Consider the following 23,351-nt stretch of genomic DNA (forward strand, 5'->3'; position numbering starts at 1 on the left):
CTGAGTGGCCGGCGCCCCTCCACAGCGCGTAGCAAGGGATTCCGAACTGAAGGCTGGAGCCAAGGGAAACAGAAGGGCTCCAGCCTTCTTCTAAGATTGCTTGCCGGCGGACGTTAACTACGCAACGGCATCAAAATGAGAGCGCTACCGATCAGGCATATCATCATTCCTGCTATATCCCAGCGGTCGGGGCGATTGCCTTCGGCCAGCCACATCCAGAACATAGAACTGGCGATATAGACGCCGCCATAGGCGGCGTAGGCCCGCCCGGCAAATGCGCTGTCTGCGCGCGTCAGAAGATACGCGAACAGCACAAGGCTTGCGATGCCGGGCACGAGCCAGAGCGGCGAACGGTCGAGGCGCAGCCACGCCCAGAAGGCAAAGCACCCGGCGATTTCCGCCAGGGCTGCCAGGGCAAAGATCAGAAACGTCCCGGTCAAGATGCCAGCGCCTCCAGCACCGGGCACTCCGGGACATCCTCGCCGGAACATTGGCCTGCTGTTGCGGCCAATACTTTTTCGATCCTGCGAAGGTCTTCAATTTTCCGGCGCACATCGCTGAGATGGCGTTCAGTCAGGGCTTTCACTTCGCCGCAAGTCTGGGTGCCGCCATCCACGAGGCCAAGCAGCCCTTTAATTTCGTCAATGGCAAAGCCGAGCTCGCGGGCCCGCAGGATGAAACGCAGACGCTGAATGTGGCTCTGCCCGTAGATGCGGTGGCCCGCAGCCGTGCGCGGCGGGTCCGGCATCATGCCGGTCTTCTCGTAATATCGGATGGTTTCAAGGTTGCAGCCCGTTGCCTTGGCCAGCTCCCCCCGAGTGAGAGATGTCGCGTTTTTGTGATCTGGCATCGTAAATAACCTCCTTGCCCCTGTAGCTACTACAGGCCCTACACAAGGTGCTAGCCCTATTCGTGAGGAGAAAAATATGAGGATTGCTGAAAAGCAAACCGGAGAAGCGGACACGGGTGTGAACCGAAACAGCAAAGGCTGGCTTGCCGCGGGCGGTCTGCTTGGCGCGGTTTTTGCGTCCGCCTGTTGCGTCGGACCGCTGGTTTTGCTCACGCTCGGTATCTCGGGGGCCTGGATTGGTAACCTGACCGCACTTGAGCCCTACAAGCCGGTATTCGCTCTGATCGCGCTTGGCTTCATCGGCGCCGGCTTCCGGCAAGTCTATTTCCGCAGGCCAGCCACCTGCGAACCTGGCTCCTACTGCGCCAAGCCTTCTTCGGCACGCATCACCAAAACCGCACTCTGGATCTCGCTGGTTCTTGTTGTGGCAGCTCTGACCATCACCTGGTGGGCGCCGCTCTTCTATTGAAAGGAATATCTCATGAAAAAAATGCTCGCCGCGGTTCTCGGCTTTGGCCTTCTCGGAATGGCGTCCATCGCCTCCTTTGCGCTGCCCGCTGCCGCCCAAAGCGTTGCAGCGGAGGAGACTGTAACCTTCGCAGTTGAAAATATGACCTGCGCGCTCTGCCCGGTGACTGTGAAGCACGCCATGGCGGGGGTGGGTGGCGTGCGCTCTGTAGACGTGGATTTTGAAGCAAAGACTGCCACGGTTGTTTTTGACAGCGCGGCAACAAGCGCTGAAGCTATTTCGGCAGCCTCCGCAAATGCTGGTTATCCGGCGATGGAGAAGGGCTGATCCTGTGCGCGACAGTCTGATGGGAGGCCTCGCCGCGACAATCCTGGCGGCACCGCTGGTGATAATCTGCTGTGGCGGCCGTGTCCTTTTGTCTGCGCTTGTCGGAACGGTTGGCGGGTGGCTGACCGGGTACGGCATGATTGCCATTGGGCTGGCGGCTGCGGCTCTTGCATTGGTCTGGCGTTCGATGCGCTGCGGCTGTTTCTGCCCCCACTAGGATGGTGCTCCTTTGGGGCTGAATCTGATCCCGGCAAAGTTCGCCGGAGCATGAACCAATCACAAAACAACGGCGCCCGCGCGCGCCCTGAAAAGGATCAAAAAATGAACAGCGACTGCTGCACGCCGAATGGAGAATATGACCTTGCTGTCATTGGGGCCGGATCGGCGGGTTTCTCGGCCGCGATTACTGCGGCCAAAGGCGGCAAACGCGTGGCGCTGATCGGGCACGGCACCATCGGCGGCACCTGTGTGAATGTGGGTTGTGTGCCTTCGAAAACGATGATCCGTGCCGCCGAGGCGGTGCATGGCGCGATGGCTGCGCATCGCTTTCGCGGTCTGAAAGCCAGCGCAGAAGTCACAGACTGGGCTGCGATAACCGGGGCCAAGGATGATCTGGTCGCTATGCTGAGGCAGAAGAAGTATGCCGATTTGCTCCCAGGATACGAGGGTGTCACCTATATCGAAGAAGGCCCCGCGCGGCTGGTTGCGGGCGGTGTCGAGGCAGGAGGCCGGTTTATCCAGGTGCCGAAGGTGATCATCGCAACCGGCGGGAGGCCAGCACAGCCAGACATCGCGGGAATTGAAACTGTGCCGTCCCTGGACAGCACGTCTCTGCTGGAATTGGAGCATTTGCCTGAACGCTTGATTTTTCTGGGCGGCGGATTCATCGGCGTTGAATTGGCGCAGATGATGTCCCGGATGGGCGTCAGTGTGTCTCTTGTCTGCCGCTCTCGCCTGCTGCCGCAGGCTGAGCCAGAGGTCTCCGAAGCGCTGGCGGAAATCCTGCGCGACGAAGGCATTACGATTTTGGAAGGCGTTAGCTACGAGGGTAGCCACCGTGAAGGCAGCGAAGCAGTTCTGCACGTGCAAAAGGACGGTGCGGTGCAGGATCTGGAGGCAGATTATCTCGTCCTGACAACCGGGCGCACCCCGAATACCGAGGGACTTGGCCTTGCGGAGCTGGGGGTTGAAACGGATGCGCGAGGGGCCATTGCTGTCGGCGTGGATATGCAATCCAGCCGCCCCGGCGTCTATGCGGCCGGGGATGTGACGGACCGCGATCAGTTTGTCTACATGGCAGCCTATGGCGCGAAACTGGCAGCCCGCAATGCAGTTCTGGGCGGTCAAGAGACCTACGATAATGCGGCGATGCCCTGGGTTGTATTCACCGACCCGCAGGTGGCGGGCGCCGGCCTGACCGAAGCGCAGGCGCAAGCGGCGGGCCATGAGGTGAGAACCAGCGTTCTCACGCTCGACAACGTGCCGCGCGCGCTTGCGGCTCGGGACACGCGCGGCCTGATTAAACTGGTGGCCGATGCCAGGACAGACCAGCTTCTGGGAGGTGTTATCATGGCGCCGGAAGGCTCCGACAGCGTCCAGACTCTGGCCATGGCCTTGAAATTCGGAATGACCGCTAAGTCACTTGGAACTACGATATTTCCCTATCTCACTACCGTAGAAGGGCTGAAACTCGCAGCGCAGACCTTTGACATGGATGTAGGTCAGCTCTCCTGCTGCGCAGGGTGAATTGGGAGCACATCGGATGACCGGTATTGAAGCTCTCCTGCAAGACATTGACAGCCTGTCGCTTATCACGGTCGGTCTGCTGCTTCTCGCCGGTTTGGTGGTAGCATAGCCCGAGTTCGTTTTGCTTGATTGCCGTAGCGACAGGGCTTGGCGCCAGAACGTGGCAGTTATGTTTGCGGCCTTGGGGGTCTGGGGCACGGCAAGCGGTTGGCCTGACCTGATTGTTGCTGCGGTCATGGCAACGTTGTTTCTTTCCCCTGCTTTCCAGATCGTGCGCCAAGCGCTCGCCGAGCGCCGGGAAGTTGGAGAACATCAGCATGTTTGACGAGGATCAAGACAACCTATCTCGAATGATGCGAAATTTGCTCAACTGAGTCGCAAGTACAGAGGACTCTCACTATGCACCTGAAACGCCGCCAAATACTGACTTACGCCGCAGGCTTCGCCAGCACAGCACCATTTGCCACGTTTGCGCAAAACACACCTTCCATCCATGTTCTCAAGGATCCGAATTGCGGCTGTTGCAGTGCTTGGATCGATATCCTTCGGCAGGAAGGCTTTCGCGTTACCGAGGAGCGCAGCTTTGGAACACTGCTCGTCCGCCACAAATTGGACAACGGCATTCCCGAAAAAATGATCTCCTGCCACACAGGCGAGATCGATGGCTACATGATCGAGGGGCACGTACCGGTTGCCGACATTCGTCGTCTATTGGAGGAGCGACCTAGCGCCATTGGACTTGCTGTTCCTGGGATGCCCTACGGTTCGCCTGGGATGGGGCCGGAAGATCGTCGTGAGGCCTACGACGTATTCTTGATCCTTAAGGACGGCAGCACCGAGGTGTTCACGAGTTACGAAGCGGCCTGAGGCGACATTCATCGAGCGGAATCAGTAAGGAGGAGAAGATGACACGGCGTGGATTACGCATTCTTGCCCTTGGCGTTTTGTCTATCGCTATTGCCGGTGTGGCCGGTGCCCAACAGCAAGCAGGAGACTGGTGGGGTCATGGGCCAATGGGACCGGGCCACATGAGGTCTGAACGCATGCCTGGTTGGGGGCATGGCAACATGGGACCTGGCCAGCAGCAGCGCATGCAGCGACACTGGACATACATGAACGAGGGCGTGCCTTCAGCCTATCGGGGGGCTCGAAGCACCATTCGCGCGACACCCGGAAATCTTACGGAGGGTCAGGCACTTTACACGGAAAACTGCGCGAGGTGTCATGGCGCCAAGGGTTTGGGAGATGGTAAAGCCGGACGCTCGCTCGTTCCCTCTCCGGCCCTCCTGAGATGGTTGATCCAGATGCCGATGTCGGGAGATGAGTATCTTCTTTGGGCTATCTCCGAGGGTGGAGAACGCTTCGGAACAGACATGCCAGCTTTTAAACAAACGCTGAGTGAAGAAGACATCTGGAAGATCATCGCCTACATGCGCTCAGGTTTCCCTTGATCTGTCGTCAATCTGCTGGTCTTCGAAGAGATTTTTTGCTGTCGATACTGTGACGATAGTTCCAGCAGATAAAAGTCTGACAAGGCGGCATTCTGGTAGGAAACACGGAAACAGACATTCCTGTAAGCCGCAGCACCAGCAGGTTAGGGGCTCGAAACTCGATTTCGCCGCACGCAGCATAAACGTCTGCTTGCTCCGATGGCAAACCAATGAGTTAATAATGAAGACTGGTGCGAGAGAGGGGAGTCTGCTGAAAAAAAGATTGAGGGGTTAGTGGCGCCTTAGTGAAAAAACTATGTGTCACCCTTCACTAATTGACGCAATCTGACGGATGAGCGCGGGGTCAGCTTGCCGCACCCCGCCTGCGAAAGTGAATGCGCTCATGGCTAAAAAATGGCGTATATGCGGAGCCTAGGCTAACCAAATCAACTTTTTCACCCCGGCATCCTACCTACTTTATCACCCTGATCTTTGCCCCGAAAATGGCTTTCTGCCCCTGATCGGCCTGCAACTGTGTACGGAAGTCCCAGCCGTGCGCCAGAAGCTTTTCTGGCAGATCGGCGGGGGCCAGCTTGGCATACTTGAGCGCCATATCTGGTTTCTTCCAGCCGCCACGCGTCATCAGCAGAAGCAAGTCCTTGTTCATCGCATAGTGCCATGTGGCAAAGGTATGCCGCAGCGTGTGCGGTGTCACATCGCCGCCTAGTTTGGCCGCAACACGCGCCTTGGTGAAGGCAGCTTCAATCTGACCGCCGCTGCCGGTGCTGAGCTTGTATGCCTTTCCCTTCGGCGTGCGGAAAACAGCCCCGGTTTCCGGCAGTCCTGAAGCAGCAAGCAGACGCATCACACGCGCCGGAAATTCGGCCATTTTCAGCTCGCCATTCTTGGATGTCGGAATGAGCGCTTGACGGGTTTCTAGGTGAAGGTTTTCACATTGCAGTCCCAGCGCCTCGCTGGTGCGGCAGCCGGTTCCAAGCAGGAATGTCACGATCGGGAGCAGGTGTGGCTCGCTTGCTTCCAGTAGATCCTCGGCCTCGCCAGGTGTCAGCCAGCGGATTTTGGACTGGGGCTCCTTGCGACGGCGGAAGCGGCGCGGAGTCACATGGCCATCGTCAGCGGCTAGATTGTAGATGGCGCTGATGGGGGTGATGATCTGCCGGTTGATGGTGGCGGGTGCAGCGTCGGGCATCAGGATCGCCCGTGCCGCTTTGTTCGCCGCGTCATTGTCGACGTCGGCCAGCCGTGTCTTTTCCCCGAAGTGAATCAGCAGCGGTCCGATGAACCGGGTTTCCCCACCACTTTCCATGTAGGTCAGCGCAGCCTCGGCAAAAGTCAGGGTTGCCGACTTACCAAGTGTCGCACGCTCGATGATTTCGGCTGACCGTCTTACACGGATGATTTCTGCGGCTTTTTTGTCGCTAACTCCAGTGCTCTCATAAATGCTTTGTCCTGCGAGGGTACCCCGGATGACGAAATTTCCGGTGGGTTTGCCTTGGCTGTTTTTGCGCCGAAAGAGAATGAGGGGCATCTCTGAACCTCCCCCTTAAAGAATGCGTTTAGCAGATCCGGCGGACGGTAGAGGATGCGAACTCGTCCGCTCACCTCAACCCGTGCGAGGCTGCCGCTTTTGAATTTGGAGTCCAGCCCGCTGCGACTGGTGAAGATTTTGAAGCGGGCGAGATAGGCTATAGCTTCCTCTGTGGTCAGCAGACGCTCCTCGGACAGTGCATGCATCGGATGATCCTCAAGCAGGCAGTTGATTGTGGCCGGGCGACCGGGTGTTTCCGGCGCCTGCTGGCTTTTGGCATGTCTTCTCCGGTCCCGTGCCATTGACCGAGGTCTCCTGTCTCCGGCGGGCGGCGGCCGCCCGCGTGCGTTGATGGAGACAGTTTACGGCGCTCGATTGGGTTGGATCGACCCGCGCTATGAACCTGTAGAGGCGAGAGATGTGGATAAGTGCCTAGAAATACGGAACTTTCCCTCTGCAGAGGGCGCCGGGCAGGGACGTTGGGCAAAGAACTGTCCGGCAGGGGTTTTGGGCAAAGTTTTTCCAGGAGGGAATTATCCGGATTTTGGGTCAACCGGTGCCTGCACCGCGGAAGTTTGCGCATAAGCTTTGTGCAAATCCGGTGGCGGCGCGGCTTGGTTGGCGGGCGCATCTACTGGTCCTGGACCGGCTCCGGACCATTTTTGCGCGGCACGTCGCGCAGCCAGGACCGGACCGCTTTGGCATCGAACTCTCGTTTCTGCACCAAGTCTGCAGCCATGTCCTGCAGCAGCTGCTGATGGGGGTACAGCAGCGCGCGCGCGTGGTCCTCGGCGTAGTCGAGTTTCTCACGGAGGCGTTTGCGGTCGGGTTCAGCCAATTGCGCGTGATCCTGCGGTCCAAACCAGCTGTTGCCGAAGGCGCCTAAACCCAGTTCAAAATCCATTGCCAGGACCATCCGCGCTGCTTTCCCGAGGTCGGACGTGGCACTGCCGCCAGCGCCCGCGGACACAGTATTAAAGATGAGCCGCTCCGCTGCCCGACCGGACAAGTGGACGTACAACTGACGGTCGAAATCCGACGGCAGACCTGCATTCGGAGGAACATCCCGTTCGATTGTTCCGCCTGCGGCAGCCACCCGGACCTGTGTGATCGCCTCGCCGAAGATCCAGGCGACGATGGCATGGCCGCATTCATGGACGCAGATGCGGTAAAGTAAGTCATGGCTCTCCTTCAGTTCCATGACTTGCAGATGGCGGCGTAGAAGCTGGAGATCGAGCGGGCAGCCGCTGTGCCGGGCTTCACTGCGGGCAGAGCGCACCGCGGCGTCGATGTCGGCGGCGGTCTTGCCGATGCTGTCCCGCGCCAGCAGCTGCAGATCCCCCTCTTGGACTGCGTCCTGCAGCCGCTCAGCAATGAGGTGCTGCAGCATCGCCTTGCTTGGCAGCGGCATCTCGATCTTGATGTCAAACCGCCCGGCTCTCAGCACCGCGGGGTCTAGGTGCTCCGGGTGGTTGCAGGCACCGACGACCATGATCCCTTCCTCCCGGCTGACGCGGTCCATCTGCTCAAGGAACCCGGCGACCACCTGGCGCCTGTAGCTGGCACTGTTGTCGCCGACGCTGTCGCGGGAACCGATCGCGTCAATTTCATCCAAAAAAAGGATACAGGGAACATTCTTCTTCGCTTCATCGAAGCTTTTGCGCATCGCAAGCAGGAGGTTACCCAAGTGACCGTTGGCCTGCCATTCAGCGCAGCTGGTCTCGATGCAATTAACCTCGGCGCTCCCTCCCATTGCCCTGGCCAGATAACTTTTGCCGGTGCCTGGCTTGCCAAAAAGCAGCAAGGAGTGCGGGATCTCATTCCAGGCCACGCCGCCTTCGGCCCACAGGCGCAGGTCAGCAACCAGTTGCCGGGCGGTGTCATATGCTGGGCCAATGCCTGTGATCTCTTCCCTCGGGGCGTGGGCTTCGGGCGGTGAAGCCGCAGCGGCAGCAAGCGCTTGTGTGATGCGCTGCGCGACCCTTTTGGCAGTGGGCGCACGCAGGGCGAAAGAGAGTGTGGGGGTGGAGAGTTCTTGCAGCTGGCCGCTCGGGGGCAGCGCGGCGCGGGCGGCGGCTTCATCAATGCGGCCCGTGCGGCTGTGGGTCCGACGCAACAGGGCGATCAGAAAATCTGCGTCCACCTGTGGCAATGCCAGCTGATGACAGTGCTCCGCCACCAGCGGCGCCGGCAGGGCCATCTCATCCGGCAGGCAGATCCACAAAGGCTGGCTGTGCGCCAGGCCTTTGATGATTTGGTCGCGCAGCTCATCAATGTGTTGCTGTTCAATCGCACCATCGCGGGCACTGGGGACAGCAAGGGTCACGCGCTGAGGCAGCTGCACCTGGCGCCGGGCGTCATAGGCCTGCCAGCCCGGCGGCAGCAGGGCGTGGTTAAGGAGGTTTTCCACGCTTGAAAAACCGGAAGCAGGAACGTTGCGAAGGATCAGCACGGCGCCACGGGCAAGCTGCGCGTCCACTGCAGCCGGGGAGCCGAAGGCCGCGGCGATCCGCAGCAGCAGAAGCAGCTTGTCTGCCGGCAGGTCTGGGTCCGGCAGCCAGCGGCCCGTGTTGTCACAGGCATATGGGTCGGCACCTTCCTGCTCCAGCGCTTCCCAGAGTTCCGGCGGCAGATGCCGCGCGTCCGGCTGCTCGCTCAGATGTTGCAGCAAAGAATGGGGGTGATCCGGTGCAGGGGGCACAAGGGGCTCCTCGGCGCCAGCACTGTCGTCTGGCGCGTCTTCTTTGAGTGTCTTGCGGCGCGCCTGCTGCAGCTCATGGTAATAGAGATGATAGCGGCGGGCGCAGCCTTCGGCGAACTGCCACCAATCGGGGCGTGCGGATTTGGAGAGATCGAGCTGGCTCATGGCAAGCCTCCTGTGAACAGGCAAAAGGGATCGGGCGCCCGGTGAAACCGGGCGGGAGATGTTGGAAATTGAAGGGGAGGGGGCGCTTAGCTGTCTTCTTCTGCCTCGATGGCGTCGAGCATCGCGAAGATCACCTGGGCCGCATCGGCGAAATAGACCTCGCTGCGGACCCGCAGGGCGTCACTGTAGAGCTCTGGCGGTGCGACTTGATCGGAAAACCCCGCCTGCAGCTTCGCGTGCAGCCGCTTCTCGGCCTGCAAGGCCAGCTGCCCGGTTGCCATCGGAACGGTCTTCAGGATCTTCGCGTCCAGGTCACGGTGCTTCAGCAACTGGTGGCGCAGGCGGGAATCCGGGTTCCGTGAAAAGCCAAGCTTGACGAGGCGCAACCCGGAGGCCAGCCGGAATTGCATCGCGTAGAGGTAGCTTGGTGCGGCAGGCCAGTCCTCACCGCATTGCCCGCAGGCAAACCGGCTGGTTTGCATGTTGGCACGGGCGATCCTTTGTTCGTGGCCGCAGGACGCATGCCGGTACAGACGGTAGTTCTGGTTGCCACCTGTGTCTTCTCCGATCAGGTGCCACCCCCGTTCTTCTGCTTCAGCCTGTTCTTTGTCAGCGTGGCAAATCTCGCACCGTACACTGCACAGGCCTTCGGCTGCCCGCTTCACCATCTCAAATTGCCGGCGCAAGTTATGGCCGCAGGGGGCGATATAGTGGCCATAGTGACGGTCTTCCGGATCGCGGCCTGCCCACTTTAAACCTGCGGCCGCGGCGTCGGCCTGCCAGCGCGCTTCGATGCAATGCGGGCACTGCGGCTGGCTGTTCATTAGAACAAAGATCTTGCTGGCATGTGCCAAGCCGCAGCTTTGGCAGGCTAGAAGCAGATGATACCGGTCTTTGATGCGCTGGACGATTTTGAATCCTTTTGCGTTGGCGGCGGCGCGCCAGTGGGGATGGACCGTTTGCGGGAAATGTTCGCAGGTTGAGTGGGGCATAGCAGCCTCCGCATAGGCAAAATTGGGCTGGGCAGGCGCCGGAACTGGCGCTTGCTGAAACTTCAGACATGGCATGGCTGAGCCGGGCGCAGCGGCGTGTCCGCCGCGGGCCGGGTCAGAAGAATGCTGGGATGGTGGGCCTAGTTGGGCAGAAAGTTCTGCGCTTCAGCCGCCACAGAGAGTTCGATGAGAGCGTTCATCTGTCGCGCGCCTGTCTGCAGCAGGGCTTGGCAATCACCATCTTCGACGGTGAACAGCTCCTGGTTCTCATGGAACAGCTGCTGAAATCTGAGAGCCTCTTCCGGCCCCGTGGACTCGATGAGGAAGTGCAGCAGCATGCTCATGCGCTGCAAAGGCAAGTCGCTGGCCCGGACCACCTGCGCGGTCAGGATGTCGCCGCTGAGTTTAAGGCAATCCTGCCATTTGGCTTCTGCGGCCTCTTGAAAGTTGGTGCAAGCGGGATCCCAGGCGAGGGAGTGAGACAGATCACGCTCCAAATTCAGGGCTTCGTCCACTGCCTTGGTTAGTGCGCCGAAGGTGTGGTTGATGAAGGTGGGGCTGCCATCTGCGACAGATGCGGGCCACGGGTCTTTCAGCGCGCACTCGCGCATGATACGGAAAGTATCAGCCATAGTCGGTCTCCTTCCGCGAGATCGGTTTGGTTAGGGCCGGGCGGGGAGCTTCCACCTTCCCCTCGGTCCGTTGCAAATGTGTGCAACTAAATGCAATATGCACCCATTGAATCTGAATGTCAACTGCACACAAGTGAACACATGGCCAGAACATCAGCGATATCTGTACGAGTGACTGAAGAAACCAAGAAAGCCGTAGAAAAGGCAGCGGCGGAGGATGACCGGTCTGTAGCCTCTTTTGTTGAACGGCTTCTGATCGCGCACCTTAAAGAACAAGGGTATCTGCAAAAGTAAGTGCGGGCGCCTGGAGGAAATGACCCAGGTGTCTGGTTCCAACTTCGCATGATCGGCTTGCTGCCCTTCCAGATTATCGAAAAACAATAAGTCATCCCAGGCCCCCGGCAGGGCGAGTCCAGCAGGCTGCTGGCCGCAGGAAGCATGTTTGGGCGGAGCCCGGACTGCGACCGAGGAGGGGATCGAAGGGGGTATCCCCCTCGCGAACTGGCAAGTTGAAATTCCGGGGTCCAGCCCGGGATTGCAACTTGCCTAGTGAGTTACAAGCCTCACAAAAACAAAAATAAGCCTATCGGGATTTTCTTCGTCTTCGCGGAGACTCGGATCAGAGAAGCAGATCCGAGCAGCAAGATGACAGTACAGCCCAAGTTTACCAACTCAAAGCCCGTAATTCTTAATGAAGCACCGGTCGTGCTGCGATTTGCAGGCTTGTTTCCGCGGGACCTTGGCAAGTTCAAGATGCATGACGAGCGCGGCGGCGGCGACCTGGATCATGTCGACCAGGAGTTGTCGCGGCTGAACCAGGTGCTGGCCGGCGAGCCGGGCTGGCAGCAGCAGATACGCGGCGAAATTGCTGAGATGCGCCGTCACAATCACGAGGAGCATTTGCGCGCTCTGAAGGCCAAGTCACGCATGAAGGACGCCAGGAAGCTGGAGGCGGAAGGGCCTGCAGACCCCTGGCGATCCTGCAGCAGAGGCCCGCTTCGTGAAGGCATATTCACTGTCAACAAAGACTGGTTCGGCGGCGCAGGGCTCTCTGAATGGGATCCGGAACGTGTCTCTGCTTTCCGCAAAACCGCCATGTCGTTCCTCCGTGAAAACTTTCCAAACGGTCAACTGCGCTATGCCAGTGCCCACGTCGATGAGGAGGCTTATCACATCCACTTTGTCGTGGCCGTTTGGACCGAGAAACCATCCGCCAACCGCGGGCATCAGATCCTGCTGCAGGCATCTGAGAACCCGCTCATCAAAAGCTATGAGCATGCCCAGGATCTTGCCGGAGAAGCCTTCGAGACAATTGGGATCACTCGGGGGGAGCGCCGTGCCGAGGCCCGGCGCCAGGCTCGGGCAGAGGGAAAACCTCTGCCCGAGCGGCGGCAGCATGTGCCGCCGTCAAAGTGGCGTGCCGAGGAGCGCCTCAAGGCGCAAGCGGAGAAGAAGCGCATCCTGGGCGATGCCCAGGACGAGGCAAAGGCGGCCGTTGAAACCGGCCGGGACCTGGCCAAGGCCACGGTCAAGAAATCGCGTAAGCGCGCGGTAAAAGAGGCGCGGGCCCGCAAACAGCGGGCCGCGCGGGAAGCTGCAAAGATGATCCGCCGCCGCGATACAGCGGAGGCAGAGGCTGTGCAGAATAAAAAAGCGGCTGACGCCGCGAATGCTCTGAAAAAGAAAATTGTGGCTGAGGTCGGGGTATTGGAGCCGAGAGTGAAAGGGTATGAGGCAAGGGCGGAAGAAGCTGCAGAAAAGTACCGGGCCGAAACGGCAGCGCGGAAGGCCGAAGAGGAAAAACGCGCGCGGGTTATCCAAGAAAGGCAACAGGCCGAGCAGGTGCTGAACGCCACGAAGGCGGAGAAATCTGATCTGGCCGCTCAGCTGCAGCAGATGGTTCAGCACCGCCGTCAGGCAGAGAAAGCGGCTGCTGAGGCCCGGGCTGCCCGGCTGGCTGAGGAGAAGAGGCTGCAGGAGGCAGAAGAAAAGGTCCGGTTGAAGGCAACGGTGGCAGAGGTCATCACGGATGCCATCGAGTCCGGGTTGGATTTGGTTGCTGAAGGGGCGATTTGCTGGCGGGAGGCGTCTGCGGATCAGCAGGCAGGCTTGACCTGGGGCGTGGCCGCTCCGGATACCAAGGGTGCGCGGGCCGAAACGCTGAAAGAAATCCGTCCAGCAATGCGGATAGTCACGCGTATTGCTCAACTGGTGGCCCGGACCGTGAAACGCGTCCTCGCCAAGGAACGGCAAAAGCTGAAGCAGGACGCGGATTATGTGCGCGGCCTGCGTCAGAAATGGGCGCCGGAAGATGATGCGCGGCTGTCAGGGATCTCGCGTGGGGAGCCGGGGAATGGGCCAGTGTAGGCAACAGTGCTAAATACATGCTAAAATGACCTCTGAGACGATCCGCTCAACATGCGGAACCAGAGACTTATTTAAGTGCCTCGTCAGGAACAAAAAACGCGAGGGTATTCAGAAGTCCAGCCGGCTCAGAAGGCACTATCAAGTGTTGTCCATTTTTTGGATACGGTCCCCTGGTGGTTTCAGAAGTGCCAGGCGACGTTCAGGTCGTGCTAGGTATCATCGAAAAAGCTGTCAGATCTGTGGACGAGGGTTACGAAAGTGATACGGTCGCCTGGTTGTCGAATTGGTGTCTGACGCCGAAGCTCGAAATGGTCTCGGTGAGCGCCTTCGGCCGGACTAACCCTTACCGCTGTTCTCAGTATGGCTGGAGACAGGGTTTCTGAGCCAACTTCAGGGTTGGTATGACGCTTTGCTGGCATTCAGGATATTGCTGTTGTGCAGAGCATAGCCCAAAGGTCGTGCTGCCAATCGCCGCTGGGGGTGGCTGTGTTGATCATGAATCTTTTGAGACCAGTGTCGACATATGCCGGTTCTCCGCATTTGACCCGAACCGGGTGTTTCCTAGTGTCGTCGTAGAGAACTGTGCCGTTTGCATCTGTTTGAACCAGTTTGATGGCGACTTCAAAGTCGAAGTCTTCCTCGCTGGTGACCTGGTATTGGGTCACGCTCAATTGAACCGTGGTGGCGTCCGGGAAACTGGCTGTGTGAAAGACTGTCTGTTGACCCGCGCTAGGCGTGGCAAAAAGAAGAAGACCAAACACTATTGGAAGGATATACATATCCCAACTCCCGCAGCGCTCGCCTCGTGACAAAAATAGCACAAATTGCCGCTGCGCACGACTCGAAAATTTGAAACGTAATGAGCTGTTCCAATCTTCGGTGCGCCCCGCGCTGGACCCAGATGCCGCAGGCCGGTGTCAAAATGTTTAACAAATATAGAACTTTAGAGCTTTCGCGCCGGCAGATCGGCTGAGCCGTCGGGAAAGACGTGACGGCCGGTAACCTGCTCCACGGTCCACCGCGAACGCGTCCAGCAGCTGCGTGTTTCCGTGTCTCGGAAACGATGGGAGTGCATCATTTGCGGAAATGACCTGGGTACGGCTATGGGGCGAGAAAAGGGATCTACTTTGCATTAGCAATCGGCAAGCGAGTAATTGTTCGATCACCCGCCACAAGCTTGCCGCTGCTTAGTAGTACAGCAAAAATGCCCAGCTTTTAAGGGATACGTTGAGATACTTGCCCCTAGAAAGGATGCCATCAGGCAGTGCCAGGTGGCATCCAGTAAAGTGTCTTGAGGATCAGTTATCCTTTGGCTGGTCCATCATACCATTGCCGGGCTGATTGCTTTTGGATTGCTGACCGCTATGGGCCATGCCGGATCCTGCCATCATCTGCTTCATGCGTGCCGTCTGGGCTGAGATCTCTTCCTCAGTCACCGCGCCGTTGCCGTCTGCATCGAGATGTTGAAAACGGTCTACCATTTGTTCGCGGATTATAGCGCTGTGGAAGGATTCGAACTCATCGATCGAAAGCGTGCCATTGCTGTCCGCGTCGTACTCCTTCAGAGCGGATTGAAGTTTTTCCGCCAACATGCCGGGTTTGCCCATGCCCAACATCTGGCGGTCCATCATGGCGCTGCCCATGGCGTGCCGCCCGTGCATCTGCATCATCATGTTATGCATTCGCTTCATGTCAGACATCATACCTCGGCCCATCATCTGCGAATCTGCATTTTGTTGCATCATGCCTGATGTATTGGCACCGGGTTTGCCGCTGTGGCCGTGGCTGGCCTCTGCCAGTGCTGCGCCCGCCAATGTGCCGGATACCGCGAGAGTAAGCGCAATAAGTTTCAAATTCGTCATGTCCAGACCTTTCCCAGGGTGTTTGGATACATCCAATTTGGGATGTCAGGCGTGAGCTTGCCAGAGCGCCGGGTCGGGGAATTGTATCGCCCTGTCACAGCCGAAGCAGTTGATACATTCTGCGACAAAACTCTGCAGGACCACTTGCAGCAATAACCTATAATCGATGCAAATGAATGAAATGCCACATATTCTCGTCGTTGACGATCACCGTGAAATCCGGGCTGCGGTAACACGATACCTGGAAAAGAACGGCATGCGCGCAACTGCAGCGCAAGACGCGGCAGAGATGGATGCGAAACTGGCAACCGGGCATTTCGATCTGATTGTTCTGGACGTGATGATGCCGGGTGAAGACGGGCTTTCGGTCTGCCGGAGACTGTCTGGGGAAGGCGGTATCCCAATCCTTATGCTGACGGCCCTTGGGCAGGAAACAGACCGGATAGTCGGCCTGGAGATCGGTGCCGACGACTATTTGCCCAAGCCATTCAATCCGCGCGAGCTATTGGCACGCATCAAAGCGATCTTGCGCCGCACCGATCGTTCCGAACCATTGGCAGGCCGCTTGGCCGGGAAAAACGTTCGGTTTGCCCAGTGGGTGCTGGACAGCGACCGTCGTGTCCTCATTGACGGCACCGGGCAGGAAACTGCCCTGACCGGTGCCGACTTCAAGCTGTTGACGGTTTTGCTGGAGCGGGCGCGTTTGGTCCTGAGCCGGGATCAGCTTATGGATTTAACTGCGGGCCGGCGGGCGCCGCCGCTGGATCGGACAATAGACAACCAGATCAGCCGCTTGCGCCGCAAGATTGAGCAGGACCCCATGCAGCCGCGCCTGATCATCACCGTGCGCAACGGCGGCTATAGCTTGGCGGCAGATGTAGAGGTGATGGACGGATGAGGCGTGTCCTCAACAGTCTGCGCGGCCAACTGGTGCTATTGGTGATCCTGGCGCTGGCCGCCGCTCAGGCGGTCAGCCTTTGGCTATTTGTCGACGAGCGCAGTTTGGCGGTACGCGCGGCTCTCGGAGCGGAAACTGCTGGACGTGCCGCCAATGTGGCCCGACTGATCGAAGAAGCGCCTGCAAGTCTACACGCCTCGATTCTACGGGCTGCGAATTCGCCGCTGGTACGGTTCGGTATCGCACCGGAGCCCGAAGTCGAACATATGACGCATAACGGCAATGGGATTGTCGAAGAGCGAGTGCGGGCACTTCTGGATGGTAACTTCAGCCGCGAGATCCGGGTTGAGCTGCATGAGGTTGATGGCGCGGATCTGCCGCTGCCCCACCTCGATCAGGAAATGGCCGCTATGCACCGGGAAATGATGCGCGGACACATGTCGGCGATTGAATTGAAGCTGTCCATTGCGTTGTCTGGCAGCCAATGGCTGAATGTTGATACCCGGTTTGAACGGCCGCCTTTGCAATGGCCGCTTTTTTCGACACTGACTTTTGCGCTTACAGCGGGCTTCATTCTAATTGTTGTGTTCTGGTTCTTGATGAGCCGGGTAACGGGACCGCTGCGCAGGCTTTCCGTTGCTGCTGACCGGTTGGGGAGGGGAGAAGACGTGGACGCACTGCCTGCGGTAGGGCCATGCGAAGTGCAAGATCTGACCGATGCGTTTAACCGGATGCAAGAACGCCTGAAACGTTTTGTTGCAGATCGCACCCGGCTGCTGGCGGCGTTGGGCCATGACCTTCGATCGCCTTTGACAGCTATGCGGGTCAGGGCAGAATTTGTCGACGAGGAGGAAACCCGGGACAGCCTCATATCTTCGATCGAGGAAATGCAGAGCATGGTAGACTCGGTATTGGCTTTCGCCCGGGGGCTGGCGGTGTCCGAGCCGCTAGAGGTGTGTGAACTGGGTAAGTTCCTGGAACAGCTGCGCGCTGATATGCTTGATCGCTTCGATTTACATCCAGGGGTGACGACAGAAGTTGGCCTGCGGCCAAACGCGATGCGGCGGGCTTTGCGCAACGTGATCGAGAACGCGCTGCGCTATGGTGGCTGGGCGCGGGTTGGATACGGGATCGATGGCAAAAACGCTTTGATCACGGTGGTAGACTCCGGCCCAGGTATCCCTGAGGAAGATTTGGAGCGGGTGTTTGATCCGTTTCTGCGGCTGGAGGCGTCGCGGTCGCTCGAAACCGGCGGCTACGGGCTCGGCTTATCCATCGCTCGTACGATTGCGCGGGCTCATGGCGGTGACATAACCCTGGCTAACCGTCCGGATGGCGGGCTGTTGGCGACGCTCGCAATCCCTCTGGCGAAGGATCAAACCGAAATTGAAACGTGAACCGGAGACAAAGATGAAACGACAGGTTGCAACTCTGGCAATTGTGCTTCTGCCCTTGGCTTCTGCTGTGGCTTGGGCGGATACTTCGGGTGACTGGGACCGGGGATATGGCCACATGATGTGGGCAGGCGGCTTCGGTATGCTCGGCGCCCTGATGATGCTGCTGTTCTGGGGAGCGTTTATTGCTCTCATCGTAGTGGCGGTGCGATGGCTGACTGACAAGCGTAGCGCAGGCCCGGACACCTCTAGTGACGCGCTGAAGGTGCTGCGCAGCAGGTTTGCCCAAGGTGAAATCGACGAAGAAGAGTTCAGGCGCCGCAAGGCCGCACTCGACGAATGACATCTCATGCTCCGCGTATTGCGGCGCGTGTCAGAGGCTGAGCCGGAGGCAGGGGCTCGTGAAAGAAATGGCAGGCAAGCAGACGTGCTGATTATCGAGGGCGCAGCGGGTGTTAATCTTTGGCAGGGGCTCAGAAGACTATACGGTACCGGTGAAACAGTCAGAAGGAGGAATTATGCTGAGACGGGATTTCATTGTCGGGGCAGGGGCGTTGACGGTGCTGGGTTCAAAGGGCAGCGCGCATACGCCAACGCTTCCGGTCTACGATATGCCCGAAGAGCTTTTGCCGCGCGAGGTGCGCATCCAGAACGACCTTACGCCATATGAGGTGCATGTGGATCCAGAGCAGTTCGCACTGTACTGGACGCTGCCTGAGGGCCGCGCGATCCGTTATGCGGTCGGGATTGGCCGGCCTGGCCTGTACGAGGCGGGCGAATTCTATGTCGGCGCGAAAAAGGTGTGGCCCAGTTGGAAGCCGACACCGGACATGATACAGCGCGAACCGCACCGCTATGCCAGGTTTGCCGATGGCATGCCCGGTGGTCTCGGTAATCCACTTGGCTCACGCGCGCTTTATCTGTTTCAGCCCGGGCGCGGGGATACGTTTCTGCGTATTCACGGCACCAATGAACCGGACACAATCGGACGGCGCGTGTCGAATGGTTGTGCAAGGCTGGTAAACGATCAGATGATCAACCTCTACGACAGGGTGCCGTTGGATACCCGGGTTGTGCTTCACCCCGTGGTGAACTTGCCAGCCTGAGGTTGCGCATAGGACTTGCCGGTTGTCGGATAGGCAGAGTTCGGTCCGAGATGCAGAGAGATGCGTCCCCAAACGTTCACTAACCGCACCACGGCCTTGGCAGGGGCGCGGTGTGGGAGCTCTAGAAGCCTGTCATGGAAAAGCAGGCGCTCGGGCCCGTCCTAAGAACTTGGGCGAATGTGTCTGGGATACTCTCGGATACAAAAATGGTGATGAGGCGGCATTGACGTTCCCATGCTGGAAGGCGGCAGTGCAAAGCCAAGGGAGACGCGGTTTGGAAGCAGTAGAGGCATACCGCCCTCCGCCAAACTGAGTGAATGTTCTGATTATTGAGATAATCAGAACATCAGTGAACCGTCCCTCGCGGTTCGCTTGTCTGAGAGGAAAGAGAAATGTTTTCAAGACGAGGGTTTCTGACAGCGGCGGGTGCCGCTGGCGTGTTGGCGGAATTGCCGGTCCGGGGGGATGCCCTGGTGCCGGACATGATGGAGTTGCGCGCCACCGTCAAAGCGGTGCAGCTACTGCCGTCAGACTACCCAAAAACTGAGATTTGGGGTTATTCAGGCGGCACGCCGGGACCGGAAATCCGGGTGCCCCAAGGCGGCCGGGTGCGACGGCGTTTTGTCAACGATCTGCCGCAGGCAAGCACGGTCCATTGGCACGGCATCCGCGCGGCGAATTCGATGGATGGGGTTGCTGGGCTTACCCAGGCACCGGTTCAGCCACGGGGCAGCTTCGACTATGATTTCACCGTTCGGGATGCAGGCACCTATTGGTATCACGCGCACAACCGGTCCGTCGAACAGGTGGCGCGCGGACTGCACGGCCCGCTCATTGTTGACGAAAAGGCACCTCCGGATATTGACCGGGATATCACACTGGTACTCGATGACTGGCTGCTGGAACCTGATGGCGGGCAGCTAAATCCAGACTTCGAGACGCGCCATGACCGGTCACATGCTGGCCGGTTGGGCAATTTCATTTCGACCAACGGACAGTCAGCCTGGACCCAATCGGTCAAGCGGCATGAGCGGCTCCGGCTTCGGCTGATCAATGCCTCCAACGCTAGGATCTTCATGCTGGCGCTGGTCAACTTCGAGGGCTGGGTGATGGCGCTGGACGGGATGCCGCTGCCAGCACCCAAGACCGTTTCGGGAGATTTGCTGCTCGGTCCCGGCCAGCGTGCTGATCTCCTTGTAGATGTCACAGCCGGAGACGGCGAAGAGGCGTTTCTCGCGCGGATCGAGGACAATCAAGGCTATGCCCAGGCTGCCTTCCCGGTGCGCGGCGTGTCCAGTAGCGCCCGGCGCGGTTCCCCGGCGCCGCTTCCGCCGAACCCGGCGATGGAGGTGACGGGGTTGGATGCTGCGAGGGAGCTGCGGCTTGACATGGCTGGCGGAGCAATGGGTTCGCTGCGCAGTGCTGTTCTTAACGGGCAGAACACCGGGTTCCGGCAAATGGTGGAGGCGAACCAGTTCTGGGCCTTCAACGGTACTGTTGGCATGACGCAGACTCCGCTGGCCACGGTGGCGCGGGGCGAGACTGTCCGGGTCACAGTGTCCAACGACACAGCATTCCCGCACGCTATGCATCTGCACGGGATGCATTTCCGCACCGTAAATGCCGATGGCTCGATGGGCCACCTGCGCGACACGCTTCTCAGCTTTGCCGGCGAAAGCCACGAGATTGCTTTTGTTGCCGATAATCCCGGCGATTGGGCATTCCACTGTCACATGCTTTCGCATGCGGCCTCTGGCATGATGACCTGGATCCGGGTGCAGGCATGACGCGGGCGGTCATCAGTGCGGCGGCGGTGCTGGCGGTCGCCGGAGTTGCAGCGGCGTGGGTTTTCCGGCCTTCTTTCCCGGTCGCGCCAATGGCTGATGCGGTGTCAGTTGCACAGGGAAAGGTGCTCTATGCGGAGTACTGTGCGTCTTGCCACGGGGCAAATCTTGAGGGCCAGCCGAATTGGCGCGGCCCAGGGGAGGATGGCCGCCTGCCGGCGCCTCCGCATGATGAGACGGGCCACACTTGGCACCATTCTGACCGAATGCTGTTCGAATATACCAAATTGGGGGGGCAGGCTGCGCTAGCAAACAGCGGAGTCGCCTTGGACAGCGGCATGCCAGGCTTTGGCAGCCAGCTGAGTGATGCGCAAATTCGCGGTATCCTGAATTTCATAAAATCAGCTTGGCCCGAGCGCGAGCAGCGGTACCAAGCAGAAAGAACAGAAGTAGAAGCCCAGCAAGAAGGAAGAAACCAATGATCCGTCCTAAACGTATTTTGCCGTTACTCTGTCTTACCTTTTTGCCTTTGCCCGGCTTGGCCAAAGAATTGACAGAGGCGGAGATCAAGCAACTGGTCTATGAGGCAATCCTGGAGCGGCCCGAAATCATCATGCAGGCGGTCGAAATGCTGCAGCTTGACCAGGACGCCGCCAAAGCTGAAGCTGCTCGGGTGGTTCTTGACAACAACCGTGCCACGCTGGAACGCGATCCCAACGCCCCGGTTCTGGGCAATCCCGAAGGGGATGTAACAGTTGTCGAGTTCTTCGACTACAACTGCCCCTATTGCCGCCGTGCGATGGCTCCGGTGCAGGGGCTGCTGAAAGATGATGACAATGTCCGGCTGGTCTACCGCGAGTGGCCCATCCTGGGCGAGGGTTCTGTCTTTGCTGCACGTGCCGCTCTGGCGTCGCGCAAACAAGGCAAGTACGAAGAATTCCATTGGGCGCTGATGGGAATGGAGGGCAGGGCCACAGAGGCTTCGGTCATCCGTATCGCACGTGAAACCGGGCTGGACGTGGAACAGCTGCGCCGGGACATGGACGCGCCGGAGGTGGAGGAGCATATTGCCACTTCTATGGCGCTGTCGCGCAAGTTGGGCTTCAACGGCACGCCCTCTTTCGTAATTGGCGAAAACTTGATTCCCGGTTTTGTTGAGCAACCGCAACTGCAAGAATTGGTAAAACAGGCACGCGAAGCTGCGGATTAATAACGATTGCTCTATTGCGGGCAACATCAATCAGGGCCGGTGCAATATTGCTTGGAAAACTCGCCTATTTTGTATCGAGCTGTCGCAAAGCGCTTTGCTACGACTGAGCGATACATTTGCCCATCCGGGCAAGGTGGATCGGCCAATCCTAAATGTCCTAGTCTGTGGAAGATGGCGGTACATCAAAAAACGCGCCAACGATTTCGACGAGGAAGGCACATGCTGCGCACAGGACGATTACCGGATTTCCGTCGCCGCCACAGGTCGGTGCTAGCGGTTATGGCCGTCGCTTTGTTGATGGTGCTTGTTCTTTGGAAGGCTGATGCTTTGCCGCCTGCAATGACGCGTGCAGACATTACAGCTTGGGTCGATGCGGCTGGCATCTTGGGGCCGCTGGTGATCGTAGGGCTGATGACTATGGCGATCGTTGCCAGCCCTTTGCCTTCAGCTCCTGTAGCGGTGGCAGCCGGGGCGGCCTACGGGCATTTGCTGGGCACCGGTCTCGTTGCACTGGGGGCCGAGTTGGGAGCGATCATCGCCTTTCTGATTGCCCGGCGATTGGGGCGCTCGGCTATCCAGCGCTATCTGGGCGCTAAGCTTGAGACAGGTCTCATGGGATCGCAGAATGCACTGATGCTGACGGTGTTTGGCAGCCGCCTTTTGCCCTTCGTCTCATTTGACTTGATCAGCTATGCAGCAGGGCTGACTGCATTGCGGTTCTGGCGCTTCGCACTCGCAACCGCGGCTGGCATTTTGCCAGCGAGCTTCATCCTGGCGCATCTTGGCAGTGAGCTGGCCGGGCCTGATGGACCTGGTGCCATCTGGGCAGTGCTGGGGCTAGGGCTGCTGACCGGAGCGCCTCTTCTTTGGGCAACCTGGAAGCGAGAGCAAGGCGGTTGAGGCAAATCAAGGCCTCCGGGCAAATAACATGTAGACTTGAGTAGTCATTTGGAGAAGCGGATCGTGGGAGTTGCAGGAGTAACGTACAGGAGAATTGGACTGCGGCGGCTTCGCTCGGCGCTTCACCTGACACTGGTCCTGCTGTTGTCTGCAATTCTGATGGCGTCTGCGGGGGCGGACCGAACGGTAGGTGCAGAGCATTCAGTATCTGGCTATAGCCATGTTCAGGCCTTAGCTGCGGATTATGGGCAGCAAGAGTCTATTCAGCACGATCGAAGCCTCTATAGCGTGCCTGCGTCTTTGGGTGACTGTGGACTGCATGCAATGTGTCACGCTTTGGCTCTACTCCCACTTGTCCTGATGCCTGAATGGAAGCCGGAAATGTCGGTTGCCGTATTCAATATCCGGCTGCTTGCGGACGGAATAGCCCTTTCACCGTCTCCTCACCCTCCGAATTTTTCTTGAACCAACCACCCGGTCCAGTTGAGCGTCCAGCCAAGCGGCCCGGTTCACATGCTGTGTGGTGTGTTCAGGAGTTCGAGAAGTGTTTGCCATACTCTATTTTGCGACTGCAGCTCTGCTAGTCTTTGCTGTGCTGCGGCTTGGATGCGGCCCTTGCGCAACGGGTCATGTTTCTGAGGTCGGCCCCGAAAACGTGATGGCGCCCCCGCGTATCCCTGTCGTCAAGCTGGGCTGGGCGCTGAGCATTTTCCTGGCCGTGACTTATATGCTGTGTGTCGGCTTCGATCTGATCTTTCCGCAGTATGCGATGTACCGCGCTTGGATCTCGCTGATGCCTGGCATGACGTGGCTCACAGCAACTTCCTTCCTGATCGGTCTAGCAGAAGCCTTTGCCTACGGTTGGTTCGTGGCACTCGTATTTGGGCCAATTTTCAACGTGATCGCCGCGCGTGGATGAGGTGCAACAGGTCACCTTGCTACCCTAAAGCGTTCGGAGCAATAGAAGAG

General features: G+C 58.8%; 24 protein-coding genes and 1 pseudogene. 17 read left to right on the forward strand and 8 right to left on the reverse strand.

All coding sequences use genetic code 11. The annotated features are described in order from the left end of the window. Window positions 1-113: 113 nt before the first annotated feature. Together CAER_RS0117300 and CAER_RS0117305 are read right to left on the reverse strand one after the other, a co-directional pair. Window positions 114-491 (reverse strand): YnfA family protein, encoded by a 378-nt coding sequence (locus CAER_RS0117300; RefSeq protein WP_051357805.1) that lies wholly within the window; start codon window positions 489-491, stop codon window positions 114-116. Continuing rightward, window positions 437-850 (reverse strand): MerR family transcriptional regulator, encoded by a 414-nt coding sequence (locus CAER_RS0117305; RefSeq protein ID WP_027236542.1) that lies wholly within the window; start codon window positions 848-850, stop codon window positions 437-439. Before CAER_RS0117305 ends, CAER_RS0117300 begins: the two co-directional genes overlap by 55 nt. 76 nt (window positions 851-926) lie before the next feature. Between CAER_RS0117305 and CAER_RS0117310 the strand changes: the two genes are divergently transcribed. The 6 genes and pseudogenes from CAER_RS0117310 to CAER_RS29300 all read left to right on the forward strand — a co-directional run bounded on the left by CAER_RS0117310 (window position 927) and on the right by CAER_RS29300 (window position 4,843). Further along, window positions 927-1,319 carry a mercuric transporter MerT family protein gene (locus CAER_RS0117310; protein WP_027236543.1) on the forward strand — a complete coding sequence of 131 codons (393 nt, stop codon included), beginning with the start codon at window positions 927-929 and terminating at the stop codon, window positions 1,317-1,319. Between the two features lie 12 nt (window positions 1,320-1,331). After that, entirely contained in the window at window positions 1,332-1,646 is a 315-nt protein-coding gene (locus CAER_RS0117315; protein WP_027236544.1) for a cation transporter, read from the forward strand. A gap of 321 nt (window positions 1,647-1,967) precedes the next feature. Then, window positions 1,968-3,392, forward strand: coding sequence for a mercury(II) reductase (merA, locus tag CAER_RS0117325; protein WP_027236545.1), 1,425 nt, complete (start codon window positions 1,968-1,970; stop codon window positions 3,390-3,392). Between the two features lie 157 nt (window positions 3,393-3,549). Beyond that, window positions 3,550-3,717, forward strand: a pseudogene (locus CAER_RS29760) (cation transporter); the annotation flags it as partial. A gap of 74 nt (window positions 3,718-3,791) precedes the next feature. Continuing rightward, the gene (locus CAER_RS0117340) at window positions 3,792-4,259 is read left to right on the forward strand and encodes a DUF411 domain-containing protein (RefSeq protein ID WP_027236546.1); all 468 of its coding nucleotides are present in this window, start codon (window positions 3,792-3,794) and stop codon (window positions 4,257-4,259) included. A 38-nt stretch (window positions 4,260-4,297) separates the two neighbouring features. Further along, complete coding sequence (locus CAER_RS29300; protein WP_082023082.1) at window positions 4,298-4,843, forward strand: c-type cytochrome; 546 nt, start codon at window positions 4,298-4,300, stop codon at window positions 4,841-4,843. Window positions 4,844-5,294: 451 nt separating this feature from the next. Here CAER_RS29300 and CAER_RS0117350 read toward each other — a convergent pair whose 3' ends face one another. The 4 genes from CAER_RS0117350 to CAER_RS0117365 all read right to left on the reverse strand — a co-directional run bounded on the left by CAER_RS0117350 (window position 5,295) and on the right by CAER_RS0117365 (window position 10,861). Continuing rightward, complete coding sequence (locus CAER_RS0117350) at window positions 5,295-6,371, reverse strand: tyrosine-type recombinase/integrase (RefSeq protein WP_027236547.1); 1,077 nt, start codon at window positions 6,369-6,371, stop codon at window positions 5,295-5,297. A 631-nt stretch (window positions 6,372-7,002) separates the two neighbouring features. After that, window positions 7,003-8,850 carry an AAA family ATPase gene (locus CAER_RS28180; RefSeq protein ID WP_161631089.1) on the reverse strand — a complete coding sequence of 616 codons (1,848 nt, stop codon included), beginning with the start codon at window positions 8,848-8,850 and terminating at the stop codon, window positions 7,003-7,005. A gap of 473 nt (window positions 8,851-9,323) precedes the next feature. After that, complete coding sequence (locus tag CAER_RS0117360) at window positions 9,324-10,061, reverse strand: GIY-YIG nuclease family protein (protein WP_245597377.1); 738 nt, start codon at window positions 10,059-10,061, stop codon at window positions 9,324-9,326. Between the two features lie 308 nt (window positions 10,062-10,369). Then, window positions 10,370-10,861, reverse strand: a complete 492-nt coding sequence (locus CAER_RS0117365) for a hypothetical protein (RefSeq protein WP_027236549.1) — start codon at window positions 10,859-10,861, stop codon at window positions 10,370-10,372. 171 nt (window positions 10,862-11,032) lie between these two features. Here CAER_RS0117365 and CAER_RS30640 point away from each other — a divergent pair, with 171 nt between their 5' ends. Together CAER_RS30640 and CAER_RS0117375 are read left to right on the forward strand one after the other, a co-directional pair. After that, window positions 11,033-11,155, forward strand: a complete 123-nt coding sequence (locus tag CAER_RS30640; protein WP_206539693.1) for a hypothetical protein — start codon at window positions 11,033-11,035, stop codon at window positions 11,153-11,155. A gap of 411 nt (window positions 11,156-11,566) precedes the next feature. After that, on the forward strand, window positions 11,567-13,228 hold the full coding sequence (locus tag CAER_RS0117375) for a plasmid recombination protein (RefSeq protein ID WP_027236550.1): 1,662 nt from the start codon (window positions 11,567-11,569) through the stop codon (window positions 13,226-13,228). A gap of 419 nt (window positions 13,229-13,647) precedes the next feature. Here the strand turns inward: CAER_RS0117375 and CAER_RS0117380 are convergent, their stop codons facing one another. Both CAER_RS0117380 and CAER_RS28185 read right to left on the reverse strand, forming a co-directional pair. After that, a complete protein-coding gene (locus CAER_RS0117380) occupies window positions 13,648-14,007 on the reverse strand; it encodes a hypothetical protein (protein WP_036797399.1) in 360 nt (119 codons plus the stop codon). A 519-nt stretch (window positions 14,008-14,526) separates the two neighbouring features. Next, entirely contained in the window at window positions 14,527-15,090 is a 564-nt protein-coding gene (locus tag CAER_RS28185; protein WP_027236552.1) for an EF-hand domain-containing protein, read from the reverse strand. Window positions 15,091-15,262: 172 nt separating this feature from the next. Here CAER_RS28185 and CAER_RS0117390 point away from each other — a divergent pair, with 172 nt between their 5' ends. The 9 genes from CAER_RS0117390 to CAER_RS28190 all read left to right on the forward strand — a co-directional run bounded on the left by CAER_RS0117390 (window position 15,263) and on the right by CAER_RS28190 (window position 23,301). After that, window positions 15,263-15,988 (forward strand): response regulator, encoded by a 726-nt coding sequence (locus CAER_RS0117390; protein WP_027236553.1) that lies wholly within the window; start codon window positions 15,263-15,265, stop codon window positions 15,986-15,988. Continuing rightward, on the forward strand, window positions 15,985-17,385 hold the full coding sequence (locus CAER_RS0117395) for an ATP-binding protein (protein WP_027236554.1): 1,401 nt from the start codon (window positions 15,985-15,987) through the stop codon (window positions 17,383-17,385). The genes CAER_RS0117390 and CAER_RS0117395 overlap by 4 nt, the downstream gene beginning before the upstream one ends. Before the next feature lie 13 nt (window positions 17,386-17,398). Further along, a complete protein-coding gene (locus CAER_RS0117400) occupies window positions 17,399-17,725 on the forward strand; it encodes an SHOCT domain-containing protein (protein WP_226429034.1) in 327 nt (108 codons plus the stop codon). 175 nt (window positions 17,726-17,900) lie between these two features. Further along, window positions 17,901-18,488: a L,D-transpeptidase gene (locus tag CAER_RS0117405; RefSeq protein WP_036797401.1), complete on the forward strand. Its 588-nt coding sequence runs from the start codon at window positions 17,901-17,903 to the stop codon at window positions 18,486-18,488. A 392-nt stretch (window positions 18,489-18,880) separates the two neighbouring features. Continuing rightward, a complete protein-coding gene (locus tag CAER_RS0117410; RefSeq protein WP_027236557.1) occupies window positions 18,881-20,275 on the forward strand; it encodes a multicopper oxidase family protein in 1,395 nt (464 codons plus the stop codon). Next, a complete protein-coding gene (locus CAER_RS0117415) occupies window positions 20,272-20,754 on the forward strand; it encodes a c-type cytochrome (RefSeq protein ID WP_027236558.1) in 483 nt (160 codons plus the stop codon). Before CAER_RS0117410 ends, CAER_RS0117415 begins: the two co-directional genes overlap by 4 nt. Further along, window positions 20,751-21,482: a DsbA family protein gene (locus tag CAER_RS0117420; RefSeq protein ID WP_154667788.1), complete on the forward strand. Its 732-nt coding sequence runs from the start codon at window positions 20,751-20,753 to the stop codon at window positions 21,480-21,482. The genes CAER_RS0117415 and CAER_RS0117420 overlap by 4 nt, the downstream gene beginning before the upstream one ends. A 219-nt stretch (window positions 21,483-21,701) precedes the next feature. Then, window positions 21,702-22,382, forward strand: coding sequence for a TVP38/TMEM64 family protein (locus CAER_RS0117425; RefSeq protein ID WP_051357808.1), 681 nt, complete (start codon window positions 21,702-21,704; stop codon window positions 22,380-22,382). 544 nt (window positions 22,383-22,926) lie between these two features. Continuing rightward, entirely contained in the window at window positions 22,927-23,301 is a 375-nt protein-coding gene (locus tag CAER_RS28190; RefSeq protein ID WP_167332325.1) for a DUF5676 family membrane protein, read from the forward strand. The last annotated feature ends 50 nt before the right edge of the window (window positions 23,302-23,351 follow it).

Source organism: Leisingera caerulea DSM 24564 (assembly GCF_000473325.1).
In the GTDB taxonomy this organism is placed as follows: Bacteria; Pseudomonadota; Alphaproteobacteria; order Rhodobacterales; family Rhodobacteraceae; genus Leisingera; species Leisingera caerulea.

What these genes read in the sequence shown, in the direction of transcription:
- CAER_RS0117400 (WP_226429034.1), top strand. Translation starts at nt 17,399, where the DNA reads ATGAAACGACAGGTTGCAACTCTGGCAATTGTGCTTCTGCCCTTGGCT.
- CAER_RS0117360 (WP_245597377.1), bottom strand. Translation starts at nt 10,061, where the DNA reads ATGAACAGCCAGCCGCAGTGCCCGCATTGCATCGAAGCGCGCTGGCAG.
- CAER_RS0117405 (WP_036797401.1), top strand. Translation starts at nt 17,901, where the DNA reads ATGCTGAGACGGGATTTCATTGTCGGGGCAGGGGCGTTGACGGTGCTG.
- merA (WP_027236545.1), top strand. Translation starts at nt 1,968, where the DNA reads ATGAACAGCGACTGCTGCACGCCGAATGGAGAATATGACCTTGCTGTC.
- CAER_RS0117425 (WP_051357808.1), top strand. Translation starts at nt 21,702, where the DNA reads ATGCTGCGCACAGGACGATTACCGGATTTCCGTCGCCGCCACAGGTCG.
- CAER_RS0117365 (WP_027236549.1), bottom strand. Translation starts at nt 10,861, where the DNA reads ATGGCTGATACTTTCCGTATCATGCGCGAGTGCGCGCTGAAAGACCCG.
- CAER_RS0117390 (WP_027236553.1), top strand. Translation starts at nt 15,263, where the DNA reads ATGAATGAAATGCCACATATTCTCGTCGTTGACGATCACCGTGAAATC.
- CAER_RS0117340 (WP_027236546.1), top strand. Translation starts at nt 3,792, where the DNA reads ATGCACCTGAAACGCCGCCAAATACTGACTTACGCCGCAGGCTTCGCC.
- CAER_RS0117305 (WP_027236542.1), bottom strand. Translation starts at nt 850, where the DNA reads ATGCCAGATCACAAAAACGCGACATCTCTCACTCGGGGGGAGCTGGCC.
- CAER_RS0117300 (WP_051357805.1), bottom strand. Translation starts at nt 491, where the DNA reads ATGTTCCGGCGAGGATGTCCCGGAGTGCCCGGTGCTGGAGGCGCTGGC.
- CAER_RS28185 (WP_027236552.1), bottom strand. Translation starts at nt 15,090, where the DNA reads ATGACGAATTTGAAACTTATTGCGCTTACTCTCGCGGTATCCGGCACA.
- CAER_RS0117315 (WP_027236544.1), top strand. Translation starts at nt 1,332, where the DNA reads ATGAAAAAAATGCTCGCCGCGGTTCTCGGCTTTGGCCTTCTCGGAATG.
- CAER_RS29300 (WP_082023082.1), top strand. Translation starts at nt 4,298, where the DNA reads ATGACACGGCGTGGATTACGCATTCTTGCCCTTGGCGTTTTGTCTATC.
- CAER_RS0117310 (WP_027236543.1), top strand. Translation starts at nt 927, where the DNA reads ATGAGGATTGCTGAAAAGCAAACCGGAGAAGCGGACACGGGTGTGAAC.
- CAER_RS0117410 (WP_027236557.1), top strand. Translation starts at nt 18,881, where the DNA reads ATGTTTTCAAGACGAGGGTTTCTGACAGCGGCGGGTGCCGCTGGCGTG.
- CAER_RS0117415 (WP_027236558.1), top strand. Translation starts at nt 20,272, where the DNA reads ATGACGCGGGCGGTCATCAGTGCGGCGGCGGTGCTGGCGGTCGCCGGA.
- CAER_RS0117380 (WP_036797399.1), bottom strand. Translation starts at nt 14,007, where the DNA reads ATGTATATCCTTCCAATAGTGTTTGGTCTTCTTCTTTTTGCCACGCCT.
- CAER_RS0117420 (WP_154667788.1), top strand. Translation starts at nt 20,751, where the DNA reads ATGATCCGTCCTAAACGTATTTTGCCGTTACTCTGTCTTACCTTTTTG.
- CAER_RS0117395 (WP_027236554.1), top strand. Translation starts at nt 15,985, where the DNA reads ATGAGGCGTGTCCTCAACAGTCTGCGCGGCCAACTGGTGCTATTGGTG.
- CAER_RS0117350 (WP_027236547.1), bottom strand. Translation starts at nt 6,371, where the DNA reads ATGCCCCTCATTCTCTTTCGGCGCAAAAACAGCCAAGGCAAACCCACC.